The organism is Pseudotabrizicola sp. (assembly GCF_030656345.1).
Taxonomy (GTDB): Bacteria; Pseudomonadota; Alphaproteobacteria; order Rhodobacterales; family Rhodobacteraceae; genus Pseudotabrizicola.
The window spans coordinates 305,613-327,802 of the sequence record NZ_JAUSNR010000015.1 but is presented as its reverse complement, the minus strand read 5'-3'; the positions used below and the strand labels follow the sequence as shown (position 1 = coordinate 327,802).

Here is a 22,190-nt window from a genome sequence, read left to right as displayed (position 1 = left end):
CGCCTCCGGCGGGGATATTTGGGAACAGATGAGGGGTGCGGTGTTCAGAATGCTGGCGGGAACGTGCGGGGCTGATATGCGCCTCCGGCGGGGATGTTTTTGGACAGAAAATGCGGGGGGCGCCCAGATGAGATTCTGGGCGCTGGTGGTTGGGCTGCTGGTCTGGGCCGGGGCGGGCGCGGCGCCTGCGCAGGAGCTGTCGGCGCTGGCGCGGCTGGTGCCGGGGCAATCGGGGATTGTGGACCGGCAGGGCGGTGTGGCGGTGGATCTGGCGCTGAGCCAGCCGGTGCCCTGGCGGGTGCGGGTGCTGGACGCGCCGCCGCGTCTGGTGCTGGACATGCGCGAGGTGGACTGGACCGGGCTTTCCGGGGTGGTGCGGCGCACGGATGCGGTGGTGGACATGCGGGCCGGGGTGGTGCGGCAGGGCTGGTCGCGGCTGGTGATGGAACTGTCCGGGCCGCATCTGGTGACGCAGGCCGGGATGGTGACCGGCGAGGGCGGCGCACAGGTGCGGCTGATGCTGGAGCCTGCGGGGGCGGCGGAATTTGCGGCGGCGGCGGCGCTGCCCGAGCCGGAGGGCTGGGCCTTGCCGGTGGGGGCCGATCTGCCGCGCGCGGCGGCCCCGCGCGGCACCGGGCCGCTGGTGGTGGTGCTGGACCCCGGCCATGGCGGCATTGACCCCGGAGCCGAGCGCGATGGGCTGACCGAGGCCGGGCTGATGCTGACCTTTGCCCGCGAGCTGAAGGACCTGTTGCTGCGCGATGGCGGGTTTATTGTGATCCTGACCCGGGAAGAAGATGTGTTCGTGCCGTTGGAGGCGCGGATTTCCATCGCGCGGGCGGCGGGCGCGCATGTGTTTTTGTCGCTGCACGCCGATGCCATTGCGGAAGGCGAAGCGGTGGGGGCGACGCTGTATACCCTGTCGGATGAGGCGAGTGATGCGGCCTCGCAGGCCTTGGCCGAACGGCATGACCGGGCGGACCTTTTGTCGGGTGTGGATCTGACCGCGCAGGATGATCTGGTGGCGACGATCCTGATGGATATGGCGCGGACCGAGACCGGGCCGCGCATCGAACGGCTGGCGCTGGCGCTGGAAGGCGCGATCAAGGCGGCCGGGCTGCGGATGCACCGGCATCCGCGCCAGACCGCCGGGTTTTCGGTGCTGAAATCGCCCGATATCCCGTCGCTGCTGGTGGAGCTTGGGTTTATGTCATCCTCGCGCGATCTGGCGCGGCTGACCGATCCTGAGTGGCGGGCCACGATGGCACTGGCGCTGCGCGACGGGCTGAAAGCCTGGGCGGCAGAGGATGCGGCGCTGTCGGCGTTGCAGCGCTAGCCGGTGACGATTGCGCGAGGCGGTGCCTGTGCCGGGGCGTTCGTTTTGACCGGGGGGCGCTGCCCATGTATAAGGCGCGCACAGGTTACAGGAGTTATCGGTTGATCCGCTTCATAGGCTCATTCCTTGGTGGCATTTTCACCATGATCACCATGGGGGTGCTGTTTGCAGCCCTGTCGGTTGGTGCGGTTTTCTATATGTATTCCCGTGACTTGCCCAGTCATGAGCGGCTGGCGCAATATGCGCCGCCCACCATCAGCCGAATCTATTCCGGTGAAGGCCAGATCATCGACGAATTCGCCAAAGAGCGGCGGCTGTTTGTGCCGGTCGAGGAGATTCCCGATCTGGTGAAACAGGCGTTCATCAGTGCCGAGGACAAGAACTTCTACACCCATGGCGGCTATGACGTCACCGGCATGGCAAGCGCCTTGCGTGATGCGGTGGTCAGCCGGGGGCAGAATGTGCGCGGCGCGTCGACCATCACCCAGCAGGTGATGAAGAACTTCCTGCTGTCGAGCGACCGGACAGGCGAGCGCAAGATCAAGGAGCTGATCCTGGCCAGCCGGCTGGAAGAGACGCTGAGCAAGGACAAGATCCTTGAGCTGTACATGAACGAGATTTTCCTCGGCCAGAACAGCTATGGCGTGGCGGCGGCGGCGCAGACCTATTTCAACAAACCGCTGACCGATCTGGCCCCGCATGAAGCGGCGATGCTGGCCGCGATGCCCCAGGCCCCCAGCCAGTACCACCCGGTGCGCGCCAGAGAGCGGGTAACGCAGCGGCGCAACTATGTGCTGCGCGAGATGTGGCAGAACGGGTTCATCACCGAGGCAACCTATGAGGCAGAGCGGGTCCTGCCGCTGAAATCGGTGCAGAACGGCGATTTTCCCGCCTTCCGCGATGCGCTGCCGCCGCGCGATTATTTCACCGACGAAATCCGCCGCCAGCTGTCGGGCAGCTTTGGCGAGGAAGAGTTCTTTGGCGGCGGCTTGTCGATCCGCGCCACCGCAGACCCTGAAATGCAAAGCGCCGCAGCCGAAGCGCTGCGCCGGGGGCTGGAGCGGTATGACCGCAGCCAGGGCGTCTGGCGCGGCACCGGGCAGGTGGTGCCGGTGGATCAGCTGACATCGGAAGACAGCTGGCGCGCGGCTTTGGCCGAAGTTGCGGTGCCGCGCGACATTGCCGGCTGGTTCCCGGCGGTGGTGCTGGAAACCGGCGACCGTTCGGCCCGGATCGGCATTGAAGGCCAGCCCGAAGATGAAGACGGCCATTTCATCCCCGCCGATGACGTGACCTGGGCGCGCAAGCGGCAGGACGACGGGCGTCTGGGGCCAAAGGCGCAGCGTGCCAGCGATCTGGTGTCGGTTGGCGATGTGGTGCTGGTGCGCGCCGTCACCAGTGACTCTGATGGCAGCTTTGTGCGCTGGTCCTTGCGGCAGGTGCCCGAGGTGCAGGGCGGTTTCATGGCGATGGACGTGAACACCGGGCGCGTGCTGGCAATGCAGGGCGGCTTTTCCTATGAGGATTCGGTGTTCAACCGCGCCACGCAGGCCACACGCCAGCCGGGGTCGAGCTTCAAGCCCTTTGTCTATGCCGCAGCGCTGGATTCGGGCTTTACCCCCGCCACCATCGTCGTGGACGCCCCGATCGAGGTGAACACGCCGCAGGGGATATGGCGGCCCAAGAACGCGTCGAACCGGTTTTACGGGCCGACCACGATCCGCACCGGGATTGAGCAGTCGCGCAACCTGATGACCGTGCGGATTGCCGAAGAGATCGGGATGGATACGGTTGCGGGCTATGCCGAACGCTTTGGCGTTTATGACCGGTTGCCGGCTTTTCTGGCCAATGCGCTCGGCTCGCAGGAAACCACGCTGTTCAAGATGGTTGCGGCCTATGCCATGTTCGCCAACGGGGGGGAGCGGGTGGAGCCGACGCTGGTCGACCGGGTGCAGGACCGCTTTGGGCGCACGGTGTACCGCCATGACCAGCGGGTCTGCGAAGATTGCCAGCTTGCCAGCCTGAACCCCGGCGATGCGCTGCGGGTGACGTCCAAGCGGGAACGGGTGATGAATGCGATCACCGCCTATCAGCTGACATCTATGATGGAAGGTGTGGTGCAGCGCGGCACCGCGCGCGGCATCAATCTGCCGGTGCCGGTGGCGGGCAAGACCGGCACCACGAACGACAACAAGGATGTGTGGTTCATCGGCTATACCAGCAATATCGTGGCGGGGTGCTACATCGGCTATGACCAGCCGCGCACGATGAACGGCGCCTCGGGGGGCGGGTTCTGCGGCCCGGTGTTTGAACAGTTCATGCGGACCGCCATCAAGAAATACGGCGGCGCAAAGTTCAAGGTGCCGCCGGGCGGCTATTTCATCAACATCGACAGGTTCAGCGGGGCACGCCTGCCCGATGATGCCAGCGGTGACAATGTGGTCGCGGAATACTTCCGGATCGGTGAAGAGCCGATCTTCGGTCTGGGCGCGATGGTGGATGGCGGCTTTACCATGGGGGGCAACCTGCCCCTGTTTGCTTACGGCGAAACCGATGGCGGCGGGGGGGGCAGTTCGGCCACCGTCACCACCGCGACAGGCGAACGCAGGTCGGTGCCCGCCAAGGCCGATTTCGGCACGCTGAGTTCCGGCGGATTGTATTAACCCTGACGCAAAGGGCGGGGTAGGGCAGGGGCGCACCCTTGCCGCGCCGCGCCGTTTTCGCTATGTGCCGGGCACCAGCCCGAAGGATAAGACCCATGCGCGCCGAGACGCAGAACAACGTGAACGCCATCGAGAAATCGCTGAAGCTTCTGGCCCAGCGGATGGACCGGGAAACCGCGCCGCATCGGTTGGAAGAATTCAACGCGATGATCGAAGACCCGAACCTGTGGAACGATCCGGCCAAGGCGCAGAAACTGATGCGCGAGCGTCAGGGGCTGATGGAATCGATCTCGACATATGACATGATCGCCTCTGGTCTGCGCGACAATGTCGAGCTGATCGAGATGGGCGAGGCCGAAGGCGACGCCGAAATCGTGACCGAGGCGGAAAACGCCCTGCGAGATCTGACCAAAACCGCCGCCGCCAAAGAGCTGGAGGCTCTGCTGGATGGTGAGGCCGACAGCAATGACACCTTCCTTGAGGTGAACGCGGGCGCGGGCGGCACCGAATCCTGCGACTGGGCGTCGATGCTGGCGCGGATGTATGTCCGCTGGGCCGAGAAAAAGGGCTACACGGTTGAGTTGCAGTCCGAAACGGCGGGCGAAGAGGCGGGCATCCGGTCGGTGTCTTACAAGATCACCGGGCACAATGCCTATGGCTGGCTGAAGTCGGAATCCGGCGTGCACCGTCTGGTGCGCATCAGCCCTTATGACTCGGCGGCGCGGCGGCATACCTCGTTTTCATCGGTCTGGGTCTATCCGGTGGTGGATGAGAATATCGAGATCGACATCCCCGACCGCGACATCCGGATCGACACCTACCGCTCATCCGGTGCCGGTGGGCAGCACGTGAACACCACCGACTCGGCGGTGCGGATCACCCACTTGCCGACCAATATCGTTGTGACCTCCAGCATGAAATCGCAGCACCAGAACCGCGAGATTGCGATGAACGCCCTGCGCTCGCGCCTGTACCAGATGGAGCTGGACAAGCGCAACGCCGCCATCAACGCCGCCTATGACAACAAGGGTGAGGCGGGCTGGGGCAACCAGATCCGGTCTTACGTGCTGCAACCCTATCAGATGGTCAAAGACCTGCGCACCAGTGTGGAGACATCCGACACGCAGGGCGTGCTGGACGGCGATCTGGATCAGTTCATGGCCGCCACGCTGGCGCTGGACGTCTCGGGCAAAAGCCGCGCCGAGGCGAATGCGGACTGAGCCAGCCGGAATTCCACCCCTGAGATACATCTTTGAGCCGCCTGCGGTTTGCGCGTAGCTTTGCCGCAACGCAGGAGGGAATATGAGCGCAGGTGAGGTAAGGGCGGCGGCAGATCCGGCCAGTGAGATTGCAGAGCTGGACCTGTCGGATCTGCGTGCGGCACTGGCGGCGGGCTGGCGCGATTTCCGCACGGCACCGCTGTACGGGCTGATGTTTGCATCGGTCTATGTCGCGGCGGGCTGGCTGATATCCTACGCGCTGCTGGCCAAGGGGCAGGTGTGGTGGACCATCATCGCCGGGGCAGGCTTTCCGATACTGGGGCCGTTCATCGCCTGCGGGTTTTATGAGGTGTCGCGGCGGCTGGAGGCCGGGCAGACGCTGGACCCTGCCGGGGTGGCGGGGGTGATCTTCAACCAGAAAGACCGGCAGATCCCGTCGATGGCGGCGGTGGTGGTGGTGTTCTTCCTGTTCTGGAATTTCCTGGGCCACATGATCTTTGCGGTGTTTCTGGGCAATGCCACGATGACCAACATCAGCAGCAGCCTTGCGGTGTTCCAGACCGCTGAAGGGATGATGATGCTGGTGGTGGGCACAGCCGTGGGCGCAGGGTTTGCAGGTACATTGTTTGCGCTGACCGTGGTGAGCCTGCCGTATCTGCTGGACCGCGAGGTCGATTTCATCACCGCGATGATCACCAGCTTTTCGGTGGTGACGCAGAATCCGGGTGTGATGCTGGTCTGGGGGCTGTTGATTTCGGCGCTGCTGTTTGCCGGAATGGCGCTGGGGTTTCTGGGGCTGTTTGTGGTGCTGCCGGTGCTGGGCCATGCGACCTGGCACCTGTATCGCCGGGCGCTGCTGTTTGATGCGGCGTGAGCGCTGAGGCGGTATCGCAAAGAAAAAGCGCGCCCGGGTGGGGCGCGCTTTTGTCATTGCCAAGGTGGAAAAGCTCAGACGCCGTCGCCGGGCTTTTGCGCTTGGGCGTTGGCCCCCAGCGGCGGGGCCAGCTGCGCCTGCGGCACCGGGGCCGAAATGCGGCCCTGTGCCAGCGGGTCTTCCTGACGCTGGACCGAGCCTTCGAAATGGGCACCGGATTCGATGGCGATGGTCTTGTGGATGATATCGCCCTCGACGCGCGCGGTGGCGGTCAGGCGGACCTTGAGCCCGCGCACGCGGCCGATCACGCGGCCATTGACCACAATGTCATCGGCAACGATTTCGCCGCGGATGGTGGCGCTTTCGCCGATGGTCAGCAGGTGGGCGCGGATATCACCTTCAACCGTGCCTTCGACCTGAATGTCACCAGTGGTGCGCAGATTGCCCACGATCGTCAGATCCGACGACAGGACGGATGCGGAAACTTTGCCCTTGGGGGCGGACGGCGTGAAGTCCATGTTGGGTTTCGAAGCCTGGGATTCGGGGGCCTTCGACTTGTCGTCTGCCTTTGGCCCGGGTTCATTGATTCGGCTCTTAGAAAACATGGTTCGCTGCCTTTATGAAGGTCATCGGATTCACGGCTCTGCCGCCGATGCGGATTTCGTAATGGAGGTGGGTCCCGGTGGACCGGCCCGTGTTGCCCATATCACCGATCCGGTCGCCGCGCGATACCCTATCGCCGACCTTCACCCGGATCGCAGACATGTGAGCATAGCGCGTTTCGATTCCGAACTCATGCTTGATCTTGACCAGGCGGCCATAGCCCGAAGACCAGCCGGCAAAGGTGATCACGCCATCGCCGGTGGCCATGATCGGCATGCCGTGCGGGCCGGCCATATCTGTGCCCTCATGCATGCGGCGGCCCATGCCCTTGGGGTCGTTGCGGGTGCCAAAGCCGCTGGTCCAGCGGAAATTGCCTTTGACCGGCATCGCAAACGGCGCTTTGAAGGCTGCCAGACGATACAGGTTCATCCGGTCCAGTCCTTGCAGAATCGCATTGGCGCGCTGTTCATCCGCGTTGGAGGCAGAGCCACTGGTCGACAGGGTCAGCGGCGACAGCGGGCCGCCCTGACCGGAATAGCCGCGCCGCACCTGCGCGAGCATATCATCGGGCGACATGCCGGCCGCGCGGAACATCTTGTCGAGCGGTTCCATCGAGACGCTGACGGCTTCTTCCAGCTTGGCGAAAATTTCGTTGTTGCGCAGTTGCAGGGCCTTTTTCTCGGCCATCACCGTTTCAACCCGTTCGGCCGATTTGGTGGCGGCACCTTCCATCAGGTCGCGTTCCTGCGCGGTCGAGGACAGCGCTTCGGCCAGGATGCCGACCGTGGCCATCGCATCGCGGGCGCGTCCGGCGTCAGATTTGGTGGTGCCGTTTTCGGCGACCTGCGCAACGCCTGCGGCCTGCGCCTGCGCGCGCGCCTCATCGCGTTCCTTGATGGTGCGGCGCAGGGTGTTCTGGATCACGTCGATCCCGGTTTCCAGCTCGCGCCGGCTGTCTTCGGATGCCAGCAGGCGGCCCTGCATTTCGGCCACTTGCGTCAGCGCCAGGTTGAACCGTTCCTGCGCACCGGCGGCTTCGTCGGCGCGGGCATCACGGTCGAGGCTGAGCGCGTTGAGCCGTTGTTCATACAGCGTCTGCTGGCGCAGGGCCTGATCGCGGCCCGATCCGGCGCTGATCGAATCCATCAGGATGATCGCGGTGGCAAGGATGGTCCAGCCCAGCACCAGCGCGCCGCCGGTCAGGGCCACGGCCTGCGTGGTGGGGCGCAGCCGGATGAAGCGGGTTTCGGTGTCGGATTTCAGAAAGAGACGTTGTTCGGGAAAGTACCGCTCAAGTCCAAGATTGATGCGATAGGTCAGTCGCGTGAGCACTGCTGGCGTTCCGTTCGTGAGACACGGGAAGGGCGAATGCCCGCACCTCCCATGCGGGGGGCAAGCGCCTTCTGATTAGCCATCGCTTTTCAGTACCGCAACAATTTTGACCGGGGGGAGCCGCTAACCCGCCGGTTGAGAGGGTCAATCGGCGAGTTCCCGCCTATTTCCGGCCGGTTTGGTCAAGTCGGGTCGGGCAGGGGCCCGGGCTGGGTCCCGGTCAGCGGCCAGTAGAAATCAGGCGGCAGACCGGCATCGGCGCGCTTTTCCTCATTGAAGGGCGGCTTCAGACTGCCATGGAAATACTGGCGCACAAGGCGGTGGAACACGTCCTTTGGGTCAGACCCTTCGCGGCCACACAGCCAGTTGAACCATTTGGAGCCAGAGGCGACATGGCCCACCTCTTCGGCATAGATCACCTCAAGTGCTGCCACCGGCCCGGCCTCACCGGCCTTGCGGAACAGCTCGATCATGCCCGGCGTCACGTCCAGACCCCGTGCTTCGAGCACCATCGGCACCACGGCCAGGCGGCCATGCAGGTCATGCGCGGTGTCCGATGCCGCGCGCCACATGCCGGCATGGGCGGGCATGGCACCGTAATGGCTGCCAAGCGCCTCAAGACAATCGGCCATCAGGTTGAAATGCTTTGATTCCTCATCCGCCGCTTTCACCCAGTCATCATAGAACCCCAAGGGCATCGGGTGACCCGTGAACCGCGCGATGATATCCCAGTGCAGATCGACCGCGTTCAGCTCGATATGCGCGACCGCATGCAGCAGGGCGATGCGCCCGGTCGGCGATCCGGGGCGGCGGCGCGGCACGTCACGCGGGTCGAGCAGATCTGGCTTTGCGGGCCGTGCGGGGGCATCCGGCGGGGTGGCGGTGCCAATGGGCAAGGGCGTGCCCGCCGCCCGCGCCGTCCCCCAGTCGGCGGCATGCGCGCGCGACAGCGCCGCTTTCGCGCGCCCGTCGGCGGTGGTCAGCACCTGCACGGCCCGTTCGGCAAGGGAAAGCATCACAGTGCCTGTGCCGCCGCCAGCACCTCATCGGCATGGCCCTTGACGCTGACCTTGGGCCAGGCTCTCGCAATCTTTCCCTCACCGTCGATCAGAAAGGTGGCGCGGGTGATGCCCATATAGGTTTTGCCATACATGCTTTTTTCCGCCCAGACGCCGTAATCTTCGCAGGTCTGGCCGTTCTCATCACTGGCAAGGATGATCTGCAGCCCGTGCTTTTTGGTAAACTTGTCATGGGCTTTCACGCTGTCTTTGCTGATGCCGATGACGGTGGTGCCGGCGCTTGCAAATTCGGCGGCGCGGGCGGTGAAATCCTGCGCTTCCAGCGTGCAGCCGGGGGTGTCATCCTTGGGATAGAAGTACAGCACCACCTTGCCGGGGCGGAAAGCGGACAGCGTGACCGTCTCACCCCCATCGCGCGGCAGGGTGAAATCGGGGGCGGGTGTTCCGGTTTCCGGGATCTGTGCGGTCATCTCAGCGGCTCCTTGCTGTGCGAGTCACTATTCTTTGCGTTTTAGTTGCCGATCCGCGAAGATAAAGGCAAGCCCATGCTGACAAAGGGTATGAGGGACCGGAATTGGGCAAAAGGGCACAGGCGCGATGACGGACCTGTCAGCGCAGGACAAGCCGGTTGCCGGTGGTAACCCGGGCGCGGAGCGCGCGCCGGTGCCCAAAGCTGTGCCCAGATCTCTACCACGCTCGCACATGCGCCGGGCCGGGCGCTTGGGGCTGGCGACGGTGCTGGCGTTGGGGGTGGCGGCGGCCTTGGCGGTGCTGGCGGTGCTGGCGCTGACCGGCAAGCCGATCCGCCTGCCGGTCTGGACTGTGGCCGAGATTGAAACCCGCGCCAATGCCGCCCTGCAGGAGGTGCTGCCGGGGGCTGCGGTGTCTGTCGGCGGCATCGAGATCATGCTGGACCCGGACTGGACCCCCCGCCTCCGGCTGGAGGATCTGCGGCTGCTGCAGGGGCCGGGCAGCACATTGCTGGCGCTGCCCGATCTGCGGCTGAGCTTTGACGCGCGGGCGTTTCTGACCGAGCGCGCGCTGCGCCCGGCATCCTTGCGCATCATCGGCGGGGCGGTCACGCTGAAACGGCGGGCCGATGGCAGTCTGGATCTGCAGATCGGCGCGGCGGGGGCGGTGCCGCCGATCAACAGCCTGAACGACCTGTTTGCGCAGATCGACCGCGCGCTGGACGCGCCGCTGCTGTCGCAGCTGGACCGGATTGAGGCACAGGGGGCCAGTCTGACGCTGATTGACGCCCGCCTGAACCGGACATGGACGGTGGGCGACGGCAGGATCACGCTGGACAACCGCGACGATGTGCTGGCGGCCGAACTTGGGCTGACGCTGACATCAGAGGGCAAAGACCCGGCACAGGCTCTGGTCACGCTGGTGCGCCCGAAGGGGCAGGCGGTGTTGCGGGTAACGGCCACGGTGGATGGCGTGGCGGCGGCGGATATTGCGGCGCAAACCCCGGTGCTGGGGGTGTTTGCCGTGCTGGACGCGCCGATTTCGGGGCAGATCACGGCGGAACTGACCAATGACGGGCTGACAGCCCTAAGCGCGCAGATGGCGCTGGGGGCAGGGGCGTTGCAGCCCGATCCGGCGACGCAGGCCATCGGCTTTGACGGGGCCGCGCTGACCCTTGGCTATGACCCGGCGCAGGGTCGGGTGATGATCAGCGATCTGTCGGTCGAAGGCCCGACGCTGCGGCTGAAGGCGGCGGGGCATTCCTATCTGCTGGGCGATGCGGGGGAGATTCTGACCGGCCCGCTGGGGCAGCGCCTGCCCGCCGGGTTTCTGGGTCAGATCCGGATTTCCGAGGCGCAGATCGACCCCGAAGGATTGTTCGAGCGCCCCTTGCGGTTTTCCGCCGGTGCGATGGATGCGCGGCTGACGCTGGACCCGTTCCGGCTGGAGATCGGGCAGGTGTCATTGATCGAGGAAACCGGGCGGCGGCTGACCCTCGCGGGCGGGGTCGAGGCTTTGTCAGACGGCTGGCAGCTGGCGTTGGATCTGACGCTGGATGCTATCGCGCATGACCGATTGCTGCAGATCTGGCCCAAAAGCGCTGTGCCCCGCACCCGTGACTGGGTCGGGCAGAATGTGGCACAGGGCCTGCTGACCAATGTAAAGGCGGCGCTGCGCATCACTCCGGGGGCAGAGCCGCGTCTGGCGCTTGGTTATGAATTTGACGGCGCCGAGGTGCGGTTTTTACGCACCCTGCCGCCGATCCGCAACGGGCGGGGGCGGTCGTCGATCGAGGGTACGGCCTATACGGTGGTGCTGGATGGCGGCACGGTGGATGCGCCCTTGGGCGGGCAGATTGATGCGGCGGGATCGGTGTTTTCGGTGCCGGATGTGACGGCGAAACCGGCGCGGGCGGATATCCGGTTGCGCACCGAAAGCTCACTGACCGCCGCGCTGTCGCTACTCGATCTGCCGCCCTTTGGCTTCATGACCAAGGCCGGGCGCGCGCCCGATCTGGGGCAGGGCCGGGCGGTGATGGACACGCAGCTTTCCTTGCCGCTCGTGCGGCGGGTTGAGCTGGAGGATGTGGATTATGCGGTGCGCGGCCAGATCCTTGGCCTGTCGTCTGATGAGCTGGTGCCTGGCCGGACGATTACGGCCGAGGGGCTGACCCTGACCGCCAACCCGGCCGGCCTGCGGATCGAAGGGCCGGGGCGCATCGGGCAGGTGCCGTTTGATGTGGCCTTCACCCAAAGCTTCAGCCCCGATCAGCGCGGCAAAAGCCGGGTCGAGGGCACGGCCAGCCTGTCGCCCGCAACGGTGGCCGAATTCGGGCTGGGCCTGCCGCAGGGCATGGTCAGCGGCGCGGGCACGGCGAATGTGGCGATTGATCTGACTCGCGATGCACCGGGGCGGTTGCGGCTGACCTCTGATCTGGCCGGCATCGGGCTGACCCTGCCCGCCGTCGGCTGGACCAAGACCACGGGCGGCAGCGGGCGGCTGGAGGTCGAGGCGATTCTGGGCCCTGTGCCGCAGATCACCCGGCTGGCGGTGCAGGGCGGCGGGCTGGAGGCGACGGGCGATATCACGCTGCTGGACGGCGGCGGGCTGCAACGGGCGCGATTTAACGCGGTCCGGCTGAACGGCTGGCTGAACGGGCCGGTCACGCTGACCGGGCGCGGCGCAGGGCGCGCGCCCGATGTCGCGGTCACTGGCGGCACGGTGGATCTGCGCCGGTTTGAGGCACCGACCGGCGGGCAGGGCGGCGGGCAGGCGCAGACGCAAGGCGCGCTGTCGCTAAGCCTTGACCGGCTGATCATCAGCGAAGGCATCGCGCTGACCGGGTTCCGGGGTGATCTGTCGCAGCGCGGCGGGCTGAACGGCACCTTCCGCGCCAGCGTCAACGGCGCGGCCCCGGTCAACGGCGTGGTGGTGCCGTCGCGCCATGGCACGGCGGTGCGGCTGCAGGCGGGCGATGCCGGGGCGGCCTTGCGCGCGGCGGGGATTTTCGCCTCGGCCAGCGGCGGCCGGCTGGATCTGCAACTGACCCCGCGCGCGCAAAAGGGGGTTTACGACGGGCGGGCCGAAATCGGGGCCTTCCGGGTGCGCAATGCCAGCGTGCTGGCGGAACTGCTGTCGGCAATCTCGGTCGTTGGTCTGCTGGAACAGCTGAACGGCGACGGCATCGTGTTCAATCAGGCGGAGGCCGATTTCGTCATCACCCCGCAGGCGATAGAGATCACCCGCGGGTCGGCCATGGGGGCCAGTCTGGGGGTGTCGCTGGCGGGGCTTTATGGCACCCAGACCAAACGTCTGGCGATGCAGGGGGTTGTGTCGCCGATCTATCTGGTCAATGGCATCGGCGCGTTGCTGACGCGGCGGGGCGAAGGGCTGTTCGGGTTCAATTATGCGCTTGGCGGTACGGCGGATGCGCTGCAGGTCAGCGTCAATCCGCTGTCGATCCTGACGCCGGGGATGTTCCGCGAAATTTTCCGCAGCCCGGCCCCCATGCTGCGGCGCACCAACTGATCACGGGGTCCGGATGAAGCTGTCTGATTTTGATTTCGATCTGCCCGAGGCGCTGATCGCCACCCGGCCCGCCCGCCCGCGCACGGCGGCGCGGTTGCTGCTGGCCGAAGGCGATGGCATCGCTGACCTGCATGTGCGTGATCTGGTGGATCTGCTGCGCGCGGGCGACCTTCTGGTGCTGAACAACACACGGGTGATCCCGGCACGCCTGACCGGGCAGCGCAGGCGTGGCGAGGCTGTGGCGCGGGTCGAGATCACGCTGATGGAGCCTGCTGCGACCGGCTGGCGCGCCATGGCCAAGCCGCTGCGCAAACTGGCGGTGGGGGAACAGATTGTGTTTTCCCCCGCGCTGTCGGCAGTGGTGGCGGAGAAATCCGACACCGATCTGCGGCTGGAGTTCAACCTTGCGGGCGATGATTTTGATGCAGCCCTCGCGCAGGCGGGGGCAATGCCCTTGCCGCCCTATATCGCCGCCAAACGCGCCCCCGATGCGCAGGATGAGGACGATTACCAGACGGTTTTCGCCCGCCACAAAGGGGCCGTTGCGGCCCCGACCGCGTCTTTGCATTTCGATGCCGCCTTGCTGGAAGCATTGCGCGCCAAGGGCGTGGAGGTCACCGAAGTGACCCTGCATGTCGGCGCGGGCACCTTCCTGCCGGTCAAGGTCGAGGATGTGGCGACGCATAAGATGCATGCCGAATGGGGGCAGGTGACGCCACAGGCGGCGGCGCAGATCAACGCGACAAAGGCGGCGGGCGGGCGGGTGATCCCGGTCGGCACCACCGCGTTGCGCCTGATCGAAACCGCGGCGCGGTCGGGCCGGGTGGAGCCGTGGGAGGGCCCGACGGATATCTTCATCTACCCCGGCTTCACTTTCCACGCCACCGATGCGCTGATGACCAATTTCCACCTGCCGAAATCGACCCTGCTGATGCTGGTGTCCGCCCTGATGGGCAAAGACAGGATGGACCGCATCTACGCCCATGCCATCGGGCAAGGCTATCGGTTCTTCAGCTATGGCGATGCATCTTTGCTGATCCCGTAACGGTGGCGGGCAGCGCCGCCCCCCATTCCATCCGTCTTCCATAAGGGGGAAGGGAGGCACACGGGATTGTCTCTTGCGTTCCGGTGGCTGGCGTCGCAAAGGCCGCGTTCTGTCCGGAGAATACCTCCGACATGACTTTTTTTACGCGACCCGCCTAGACTGACCGGACTGACCAAAGGATACCTGCACCATGCTGACTGTTCTGCGCAACACCTGGGCGCTTTTGCTGGGGCTTGGTCTTCTGATGCTGGGCAATGGGATGCAGGGCACATTGCTGGGCATCCGGGGCGGGATCGAGAATTTCACCACGTTTCAGATGTCTTTGGTGATGTCGGCCTATTTTGTGGGCTTTTTGTTCGGCAGCCGTCTGGCCCCGGACATGATCCGTCGGGTCGGGCATGTGCGGGTGTTTGCGGCACTCGGGTCGATGATCTCGGCGGTGCTGATCCTGTATGCCGCAGCCCCCGACTGGATGGCCTGGGCGGCGCTGCGGGTGGTGATCGGGTTTTCGTTTTCCGGCGTCTATATCGCCACCGAAAGCTGGCTGAACAACGCGTCGACCAATGAAAACCGCGGACAGGCGCTGTCTTTGTACCTGATCGTGCAGATGATCGGGATCATCGCGGCGCAACTTTTGCTGAATGTCGGTGACCCTTCGGGCTATATCCTGTTTGTCATTCCGTCCGTTCTGGTGTCGCTGGCCTTTACCCCGATCCTGCTGTCGGCCAGCCCGGCACCCGCGTTTGAATCGACCAAACCGATGTCGTTCCGCCGGTTGTACGAGGCATCGCCCCTGGGCTGTGTCGGCATGTTCCTGCTGGGCGGGGTGTTTTCGGCGCAATTCGGCATGGCGGCGGTCTGGGGCACGCAGGCGGGGTTGAGCATTGCGGATCTGACGATCTTTGTCTCGGCGATCTATGTCGGCGGGCTGGTGCTGCAATATCCCATAGGCTGGCTGTCCGACCGGATCGACCGCCGCATTGTTGTCTTGTGGTTGGCGGTTCTTGGCGCGGTGGTGCTGATGATTCCGGTGATCTTCGATCCGCCGTTCTGGGTTCTGGTCGGGGTTGGCGCGGTCTGCGGCGGGGTGTCGAACCCGCTCTATTCGCTGCTGCTGGCCTATGTGAACGATTATCTGGACAAGACCGATATGGCCGCCGCCTCGGCCGGGTTGATGTTCATCAACGGCTTGGGGGCAATCTCTGGCCCGGTCATCACCGGCTGGATGATGGGTGTGATCGGGTCGTCGGGGTTCTTTTTGTTCATGGGCATCCTGTTTGCGGTTCTGGCGGCCTATGCCGGCTGGCGGATGACCCAGCGCCGCGAAACGCCGCAAGTCACCTCGGGCTACACGCCGGTGTCACCCACCGCGTCGATTGTGGCGGTAGAGACCGCCGCCATGGTCGAGGCCGAAGATGCGCGGCAGGGCGTTGACCGGAACTGATTTGCGTTTCCGGGATTGGCCTGTCAGGCTGACATAAAACAGGGGGACGGCATGTCTGATCCGGTAGAGGTTCTGGATTTCTGGCTGGGCGAGATCGGGCCGGAGGGCTGGTACAAAGGCTCTGAGGAGATCGACGACGCCTGCGCAGTGCGTTTCGGCGCGCTGTGGGACGCGTTGAACGAAGAGGGGCTGGAGCATTGGGTGGATGGCGTGGTGGGCACGCTGGCCTATCTGATCGTGGCCGATCAGTTTTCGCGCAACATCCATCGTGGCAAGGCGGAAGCCTTCGCCAATGACCCGCGCGCCCGTGACGCCGCCCGCCGCGCCATCGATGCGGGGTGGGATATGGAGGCCCCGGTGCCGGAGCGGCAGTTCTTCTACATGCCGCTGGAGCATTCCGAAGACATCGCCGATCAGGATCTGGCGGTCAGCCTGATGGCCACCCGGATGGAGGGCGACGCCGAGCTTTTGCTGCACGCCCGCGCGCACCGCGAGATCATCCTGCGCTTTGGCCGGTTTCCGTTCCGCAATGCGGCTTTGGGCCGCGAAACCACGCCGGAAGAGCAGGCGTTCATGGACGATGGGGCCTATGCTTCGGTGGTCAGTGCCCTGCGCGATAGCCATGCGTCTGACGCATAGGCCATAGGCGTCAGCTTCGTTGCTTGAATTTCAGGAATAGTTTAAGGGTAAACCACTTTTTCCAGGGAGGGACGAATGGCAGTTTCCAGCTTTGATCTGATCGTGGTGGGCGCAGGCCCCGGCGGCTATGTGGCGGCAATCCGCGCCAGCCAGTTGGGCCTGAAGGTGGCAATCGTCGAACGCGAGCATCTGGGCGGCATCTGTCTGAACTGGGGCTGTATCCCGACCAAGGCCATGCTGCGCAGCGCCGAGGTGTTCCACCTGATGGAGCGGGCCAAGGAATTCGGCCTGAAAGCCGACGGCATCGGCTATGACCTGCCCGCCGTCGTGGCGCGCAGCCGTGCGGTGGCCAAGCAGCTGTCGGGCGGCATCGGGCATCTGATGAAGAAGAACAAGGTCACCGTGTTCATGGGGGCCGCGACCCTGCCCAAACCGGGTGTGGTGTCGGTGAAGACCGACAAGGGCACCGAGGAATTGACGGCGAAGAACATCGTGCTTGCCACCGGCGCGCGCGCCCGCGAACTGCCGGGGCTGGAGGCGGATGGCGATCTGGTCTGGTCCTACCGGCATGCGCTGGTGGCATCCCGGATGCCGAAAAAGCTGCTGGTGATCGGCTCGGGGGCCATCGGCATCGAATTTGCATCGTTCTTCAACACGCTTGGCGCGGATACGACTGTGGTTGAGGTGATGGACCGTATTCTGCCGGTTGAGGATGCCGAAATCGCGGCTTTTGCGAAAAAGCAATTCGTCAAGCAGGGCATGAAGATCATGGAAAAGGCGGCGGTCAAGAAACTGGACCGCAAGCCGGGCGTGGGTGTGACCGCGCATATCGAGGTCGGCGGCAAGGTTGAGACGCATGAGTTTGACACCGTGATCTCTGCCGTCGGCATTGTCGGCAATGTGGAAAATCTGGGGCTGGAGGCTTTGGGCGTCAAGATCGACCGCACCCATGTGGTGACGGATGAATTCTGCCGCACCGGCGTGCCGGGCCTGTTTGCCATCGGCGATATCGCCGGGGCGCCATGGCTGGCGCATAAGGCCAGCCACGAAGGTGTGATGGTAGCCGAACTGATCGCAGGCGGCCATCCGCATGCCATCAAGCCGGGCAGCATCGCGGGCTGCACCTATTGCCAGCCGCAGATCGCCAGCGTCGGCATGACCGAGGCGAAGGCGAAAGAGGCCGGGCATGAGATCAAGGTCGGGCGCTTCCCTTTTATCGGCAATGGCAAGGCGATTGCGCTTGGCGAGTCGGAAGGCATGATCAAGACCATTTTCGATGCGAAAACCGGCGAACTGCTGGGCGCGCATATGATCGGCGCGGAAGTGACCGAGCTGATTCAGGGCTATGTGATCGGCCGCACGCTGGAGACCACGGAAGTGGAACTGATGAACACGGTCTTCCCGCATCCGACCCTGTCGGAGATGATGCATGAGGCGGTGCTGGACGCCTATGGTCGCGCCCTGCATATGTGAGGCACGATTTTTCCGCGAAAAATCAGGGGGGCCTCGGCCCCCCTCGGCCTTTGGCCTCACCCCCCGAGGATATTTGTGAACAGATGAGGGGTGGGTCATGCGGGCTGTGATGACGGTGCTGGCGGTCTGGTGTGCCGGGCTGGGGGCTGCGGCGCAATTTGGCAAGATATCGGTGCTGTATGACGGGCTGGCGGATCAGTACGCCGGGGCCTCGCCGGTGGCGCTGGGGCTGATCGTTTCGGTGGTCGGCCTGGTCGGGCTGGTGTTTGGCACCACAGCAGGGCTGTTTGTCGCCCGGATCGGGCCGCGCCGGGCGATTGTGGCGGCGCTGCTGATGGGGGCGGCGATGAGCGCGCTGCAAGCGCTGGGGCTGTCTTACCCGGTGATGATGGCCAGCCGCGTGGTCGAAGGCGTGTCGCATCTGGCGATTGTGGTGGTCGGGCCGACGCTGATTGCCGGGATGGCGGCAGAGCGGTTCCGGGCGCTTGCGATGACGCTGTGGTCCAGTTTCTTTGGCGTGACCTATGCGGTGCTGGCACTGCTGGCCCCGGCTTTGATGGCGGAGTATGGCGCGGCGGGCGTGTTTGTGGCGCATGCCGGCTGGATGGTGGCCATCGGCGGCTGTCTTGCGCTGCTGTTGCCGCCTGACCCTGCCGCGCCGCAGGCGGTGCGGCACAGTCTGGTGCGGCAGCATCTGGCGATCTATACCTCGCCCCGGTTGTCGGCCCCGGCGCTGGGGTTCTTTTGCTATACGTTTCTGTATGTTGCCGTCCTGACGCTGCTGCCGCCCGAGGTGCCTGTGGCGCAGCGGGCGGTGGCGGCGGCGGGAATGCCGCTGATCTCGATTGCGCTGTCGCTGACGCTGGGGGTCTGGCTGCTGGGCCGGATGCCAGCGGTGCGGCTGGTGCAGTGGGGCTATCTTGTGGCGGTGCCGGGGTTTGTGGGGCTGGCGCTGTTCTGGGGGCAGGGCGTGGGCATGGTGCTGAGTGCGCTGTGGGTGGCGGCGGCACTGGGCATCGTGCAGGGCGCGAGCTTTGCGTCGATCCCCGAGCTGAATGCCACGCCGGAAGACCGGGCGCAGGCAGCGGGGGCGATTGCGCAACTGGGCAATCTGGGCACCACCACCGGCACGCCGGTGCTGGCCGCGCTGCTGACCGGGGCCGGGCCTTGGGGGCTGGGGCTGGTGGCGGTGCTGGCCTGCGGGCTTGGCATTGCGCTGCACAGCGTGCAGGCGCGGCGACGGGCGCGGGGGATCTGAGCGGCTTTTTCGCGTGTTCTTAATCTGTTCTTAATTTGACCTTGGAGACTCAGGCGAAAGCCCCTATCTGTGATGCGGCATTGCGGGGTAGATCATGGCTGAGCAGAAGTTCATCGAGGTGCGCGGCGCGCGCGAACACAACCTCAAGAACATTAACGTGGATATTCCCCGCGATCAGCTGGTGGTGATCACCGGGCTGTCGGGGTCGGGCAAATCCTCCCTCGCCTTTGATACGATCTATGCCGAAGGGCAGCGGCGCTATGTCGAGAGCCTGAGCGCCTATGCGCGGCAGTTTCTCGACATGATGGGCAAGCCGGATGTGGATCACATCTCGGGCCTGTCGCCCGCCATATCCATCGAGCAGAAGACCACCAGCAAGAACCCGCGGTCGACCGTCGGCACGGTGACCGAGATCTACGATTATCTGCGCCTGCTGTTCGCCCGCGTCGGCACCCCCTATTCCCCCGCCACCGGCCTGCCGATCACCGCGATGCAGGTGCAGGATATGGTGGATGCGGTGATGGCGATGCCCGAGGGCAGCCGCGCCTATCTGCTGGCCCCGATCGTGCGCGACCGCAAGGGCGAGTATAAAAAAGAGTTCCTCGATCTGCGCAAGCAGGGCTTTCAGCGGGTGAAGGTCAATGGCGCGTTCTATGAGCTGGAAGAGCCGCCCGTGTTGGACAAGAAGTTCCGCCACAACATCGACGTGGTGGTCGACCGGATTGTGGTGCGTGAAGGGCTGGAGACCCGGCTGGCGGATTCGTTCCGCACCGCGCTGAACCTTGCCGATGGCATTGCCGTGGTGGAAACCGCGCCTGCCGAAGAGGGGGCGGAGGGCAAGCGCACCACCTATTCCGAGAAATTCGCCTGCCCGGTTTCCGGCTTCACCATTGCCGAGATCGAACCCCGGCTGTTTTCGTTCAACGCACCTTTTGGCGCCTGCCCGGTCTGTGATGGTTTGGGGGTGGAGCTGTTTTTTGACGAGCGCCTTGTGGTGCCCGATCAGGGGCTGACCCTGATGCAGGGCGCGATTGCGCCGTGGTCAAAGTCGAAAAGCCCCTATTTCACCCAGACCATCGATGCCTTGGCCAAGCACTATGAATTCGACAAGAAGAAGAAGTGGAAAGATCTGCCCGCCCATGTGCACCAGCTGTTCCTGCACGGCTCACACGGTGAGGAGATCGACTTTTCCTATGACGAAGGCGGCCGGGTCTACAAGGTGCGCCGGGTGTTCGAGGGCGTGATCCCGAATATGGAACGCCGCTACAAGGAGACCGATTCCGCCTGGTCGCGCGAGGATATGGAGCGGTTTCAGAACAACCGCGATTGCGGGGCCTGTGGCGGCTATCGCCTGCGTCCCGAGGCTTTGGCGGTCAAGATCGGCGGATTGCATGTGGGGCAGGTGGTCCGCATGTCGATCAGCGAGGCGTATGCCTGGATTCAGACCGTGCCAGAGGCGCTGACCGGACAGAAGAATGAAATCGCCCGCGCGATCCTGAAGGAAATTCGCGAACGGCTGGGGTTTCTGGTCAATGTCGGCCTGAATTACCTGACCCTGTCGCGCAATGCGGGCACGCTTTCGGGCGGGGAATCGCAGCGCATCCGGCTTGCCAGCCAGATCGGGTCGGGGCTGACCGGGGTGCTCTATGTGCTGGATGAGCCATCTATCGGCCTGCACCAGCGCGACAATGACCGCTTGCTGACCACGCTGAAAAACCTGCGCGATCAGGGCAATACCGTGCTGGTGGTCGAACATGACGAGGATGCCATCCGCGAGGCGGATTATGTCTTCGACATCGGGCCGGGGGCGGGGATTCATGGCGGCCGTGTGATCTCACACGGCACACCGGCGCAGGTGGCCGCCGATCCGGCCAGTCTGACCGGGCAATACCTGTCCGGCGCGCGCGAAATTGCGGTGCCGAAGGTGCGGCGCAAGGGCAGTGGCAAGAAGCTGACCGTGGTGGGTGCGACCGGCAACAATCTGCAGAATGTCACCGTGACTTTTCCCTTGGGTCGGTTTGTCTGCGTCACGGGCGTGTCGGGCGGTGGCAAATCAACGCTGACCATTGAGACGCTGTTCAAAACCGCCGCCGGCAAGCTGAACGGCGCGCGCGAAACGCCGGCACCCTGCGAGACGATCACCGGGTTTGAACACCTTGACAAGGTGATCGACATTGACCAGCGCGCAATTGGCCGCACGCCGCGTTCCAACCCCGCCACCTATACCGGGGCCTTCGGGCCGATCCGCGACTGGTTTGCCGGGCTGCCCGAGTCAAAGGCGCGCGGTTACCAGCCGGGGCGTTTTTCGTTCAACGTCAAGGGCGGGCGGTGTGAGGCCTGTCAGGGCGATGGCGTGCTGAAGATCGAGATGAATTTCCTGCCCGATGTCTACGTCACCTGTGAAACCTGCAAGGGCAAGCGCTACAACCGTGAGACTTTGGAAATAAAGTTCAAAGACAAGAGCATATCAGACGTTCTTGATATGACGTGTGAAGAAGCGCTTGGCTTTTTCCAGGCGGTTCCCAGCATTCGTGACAAGATGGATGCGCTGTGTCAGGTGGGGCTTGGCTATATCAAGGTCGGCCAGCAGGCGACCACGCTGTCTGGTGGCGAGGCGCAGCGGGTGAAGCTGTCGAAAGAGTTGTCGCGCCGCGCAACCGGGCGGACGCTGTATATTCTGGATGAGCCGACGACAGGTCTGCACTTTGAAGACGTGCGCAAACTGCTGGAAGTGCTGCACGAATTGGTGGAGCAGGGCAATACGGTGGTGGTGATCGAGCACAACCTTGACGTGATCAAGACCGCTGACTGGATCATCGACATCGGCCCCGAGGGCGGCGATGGCGGCGGGCAGGTGGTGGCCGAGGGCACGCCCGAAGATGTGGCACTGGCAGAGGCCAGCCACACCGGGCGCTATCTGAAAGACATGCTCAAACCCCGGCGGGTCGCGGCTGAATAGTGGTTTGCGATCGGGCGGCTGCGATCCGTGGACACGAATGGAGACAGCCGGAATGCGCTTGCGCTGCTGGCTTTTCCCGCGCGCATGGGGTGTTCGCAGGCTGGCAACAGTCCCATTTCGCACCCCAAGATCAGGCTTGTGACGGGCGGACCTGTGGGTGATTCGTTTTCTGGCAAAAAACGAGTGTTTCGTATAAGTTAACAATTCATTACCGCAACGTGTATTTCCCAGTGTTTACAGGGTCGGAATGCTACCTCTGCTTGCAAAACGACCAGCTTCATCGATTTCCTTGGGCAAGTTGCACGAATTGAGGCAAATTTATGGTC

At 64.4% G+C, this 22,190-nt stretch carries 15 protein-coding genes; 11 read left to right on the top strand and 4 right to left on the bottom strand.

All coding sequences use genetic code 11. The features are described 5' to 3' along the window. The first annotated feature begins 127 nt into the window (after window positions 1–127). From Q7J44_RS09475 to Q7J44_RS09460, 4 genes are all read left to right on the top strand, one after another. The gene (locus Q7J44_RS09475) at window positions 128–1,336 is read left to right on the top strand and encodes an N-acetylmuramoyl-L-alanine amidase (protein ID WP_304879206.1); all 1,209 of its coding nucleotides are present in this window, start codon (window positions 128–130) and stop codon (window positions 1,334–1,336) included. A gap of 101 nt (window positions 1,337–1,437) precedes the next feature. Next, window positions 1,438–3,999 (top strand): penicillin-binding protein 1A, encoded by a 2,562-nt coding sequence (locus tag Q7J44_RS09470; RefSeq protein WP_304879204.1) that lies wholly within the window; start codon window positions 1,438–1,440, stop codon window positions 3,997–3,999. A gap of 95 nt (window positions 4,000–4,094) precedes the next feature. Beyond that, window positions 4,095–5,219 carry a peptide chain release factor 2 gene (prfB, locus tag Q7J44_RS09465; RefSeq protein WP_304879202.1) on the top strand — a complete coding sequence of 375 codons (1,125 nt, stop codon included), beginning with the start codon at window positions 4,095–4,097 and terminating at the stop codon, window positions 5,217–5,219. An 82-nt stretch (window positions 5,220–5,301) separates the two neighbouring features. Further along, window positions 5,302–6,093 carry a DUF2189 domain-containing protein gene (locus tag Q7J44_RS09460; RefSeq protein WP_304879200.1) on the top strand — a complete coding sequence of 264 codons (792 nt, stop codon included), beginning with the start codon at window positions 5,302–5,304 and terminating at the stop codon, window positions 6,091–6,093. A gap of 74 nt (window positions 6,094–6,167) precedes the next feature. On the opposite strand, the gene Q7J44_RS09455 is transcribed toward Q7J44_RS09460, so the two are convergent. The 4 genes from Q7J44_RS09455 to bcp all read right to left on the bottom strand — a co-directional run bounded on the left by Q7J44_RS09455 (window position 6,168) and on the right by bcp (window position 9,517). Continuing rightward, window positions 6,168–6,698, bottom strand: coding sequence for a polymer-forming cytoskeletal protein (locus tag Q7J44_RS09455; protein WP_304879199.1), 531 nt, complete (start codon window positions 6,696–6,698; stop codon window positions 6,168–6,170). Further along, complete coding sequence (locus tag Q7J44_RS09450; protein ID WP_304879197.1) at window positions 6,688–8,028, bottom strand: M23 family metallopeptidase; 1,341 nt, start codon at window positions 8,026–8,028, stop codon at window positions 6,688–6,690. Before Q7J44_RS09450 ends, Q7J44_RS09455 begins: the two co-directional genes overlap by 11 nt. Before the next feature lie 182 nt (window positions 8,029–8,210). Further along, a complete protein-coding gene (locus Q7J44_RS09445) occupies window positions 8,211–9,044 on the bottom strand; it encodes a ferritin-like domain-containing protein (RefSeq protein WP_304879195.1) in 834 nt (277 codons plus the stop codon). After that, complete coding sequence (gene bcp, locus Q7J44_RS09440) at window positions 9,044–9,517, bottom strand: thioredoxin-dependent thiol peroxidase (protein WP_304879193.1); 474 nt, start codon at window positions 9,515–9,517, stop codon at window positions 9,044–9,046. Before bcp ends, Q7J44_RS09445 begins: the two co-directional genes overlap by 1 nt. 127 nt (window positions 9,518–9,644) lie before the next feature. On the opposite strand from bcp, the gene Q7J44_RS09435 reads away from it, so the two are divergent. The 7 genes from Q7J44_RS09435 to uvrA all read left to right on the top strand — a co-directional run bounded on the left by Q7J44_RS09435 (window position 9,645) and on the right by uvrA (window position 21,864). Next, window positions 9,645–13,046: a hypothetical protein gene (locus Q7J44_RS09435; protein WP_304879191.1), complete on the top strand. Its 3,402-nt coding sequence runs from the start codon at window positions 9,645–9,647 to the stop codon at window positions 13,044–13,046. A gap of 13 nt (window positions 13,047–13,059) precedes the next feature. Beyond that, window positions 13,060–14,091: a tRNA preQ1(34) S-adenosylmethionine ribosyltransferase-isomerase QueA gene (queA, locus tag Q7J44_RS09430; protein ID WP_304879189.1), complete on the top strand. Its 1,032-nt coding sequence runs from the start codon at window positions 13,060–13,062 to the stop codon at window positions 14,089–14,091. A 190-nt stretch (window positions 14,092–14,281) separates the two neighbouring features. After that, a complete protein-coding gene (locus Q7J44_RS09425) occupies window positions 14,282–15,535 on the top strand; it encodes an MFS transporter (protein WP_304879187.1) in 1,254 nt (417 codons plus the stop codon). A gap of 51 nt (window positions 15,536–15,586) precedes the next feature. Next, complete coding sequence (locus tag Q7J44_RS09420) at window positions 15,587–16,174, top strand: DUF924 family protein (RefSeq protein ID WP_304879185.1); 588 nt, start codon at window positions 15,587–15,589, stop codon at window positions 16,172–16,174. A gap of 75 nt (window positions 16,175–16,249) precedes the next feature. Next, window positions 16,250–17,647, top strand: a complete 1,398-nt coding sequence (lpdA, locus tag Q7J44_RS09415) for a dihydrolipoyl dehydrogenase (RefSeq protein WP_304879183.1) — start codon at window positions 16,250–16,252, stop codon at window positions 17,645–17,647. Between the two features lie 97 nt (window positions 17,648–17,744). After that, window positions 17,745–18,905 (top strand): MFS transporter, encoded by a 1,161-nt coding sequence (locus Q7J44_RS09410; protein WP_304879181.1) that lies wholly within the window; start codon window positions 17,745–17,747, stop codon window positions 18,903–18,905. A 94-nt stretch (window positions 18,906–18,999) separates the two neighbouring features. Beyond that, window positions 19,000–21,864 carry an excinuclease ABC subunit UvrA gene (gene uvrA / locus Q7J44_RS09405; RefSeq protein WP_304879179.1) on the top strand — a complete coding sequence of 955 codons (2,865 nt, stop codon included), beginning with the start codon at window positions 19,000–19,002 and terminating at the stop codon, window positions 21,862–21,864. Window positions 21,865–22,190: the final 326 nt, after the last annotated feature.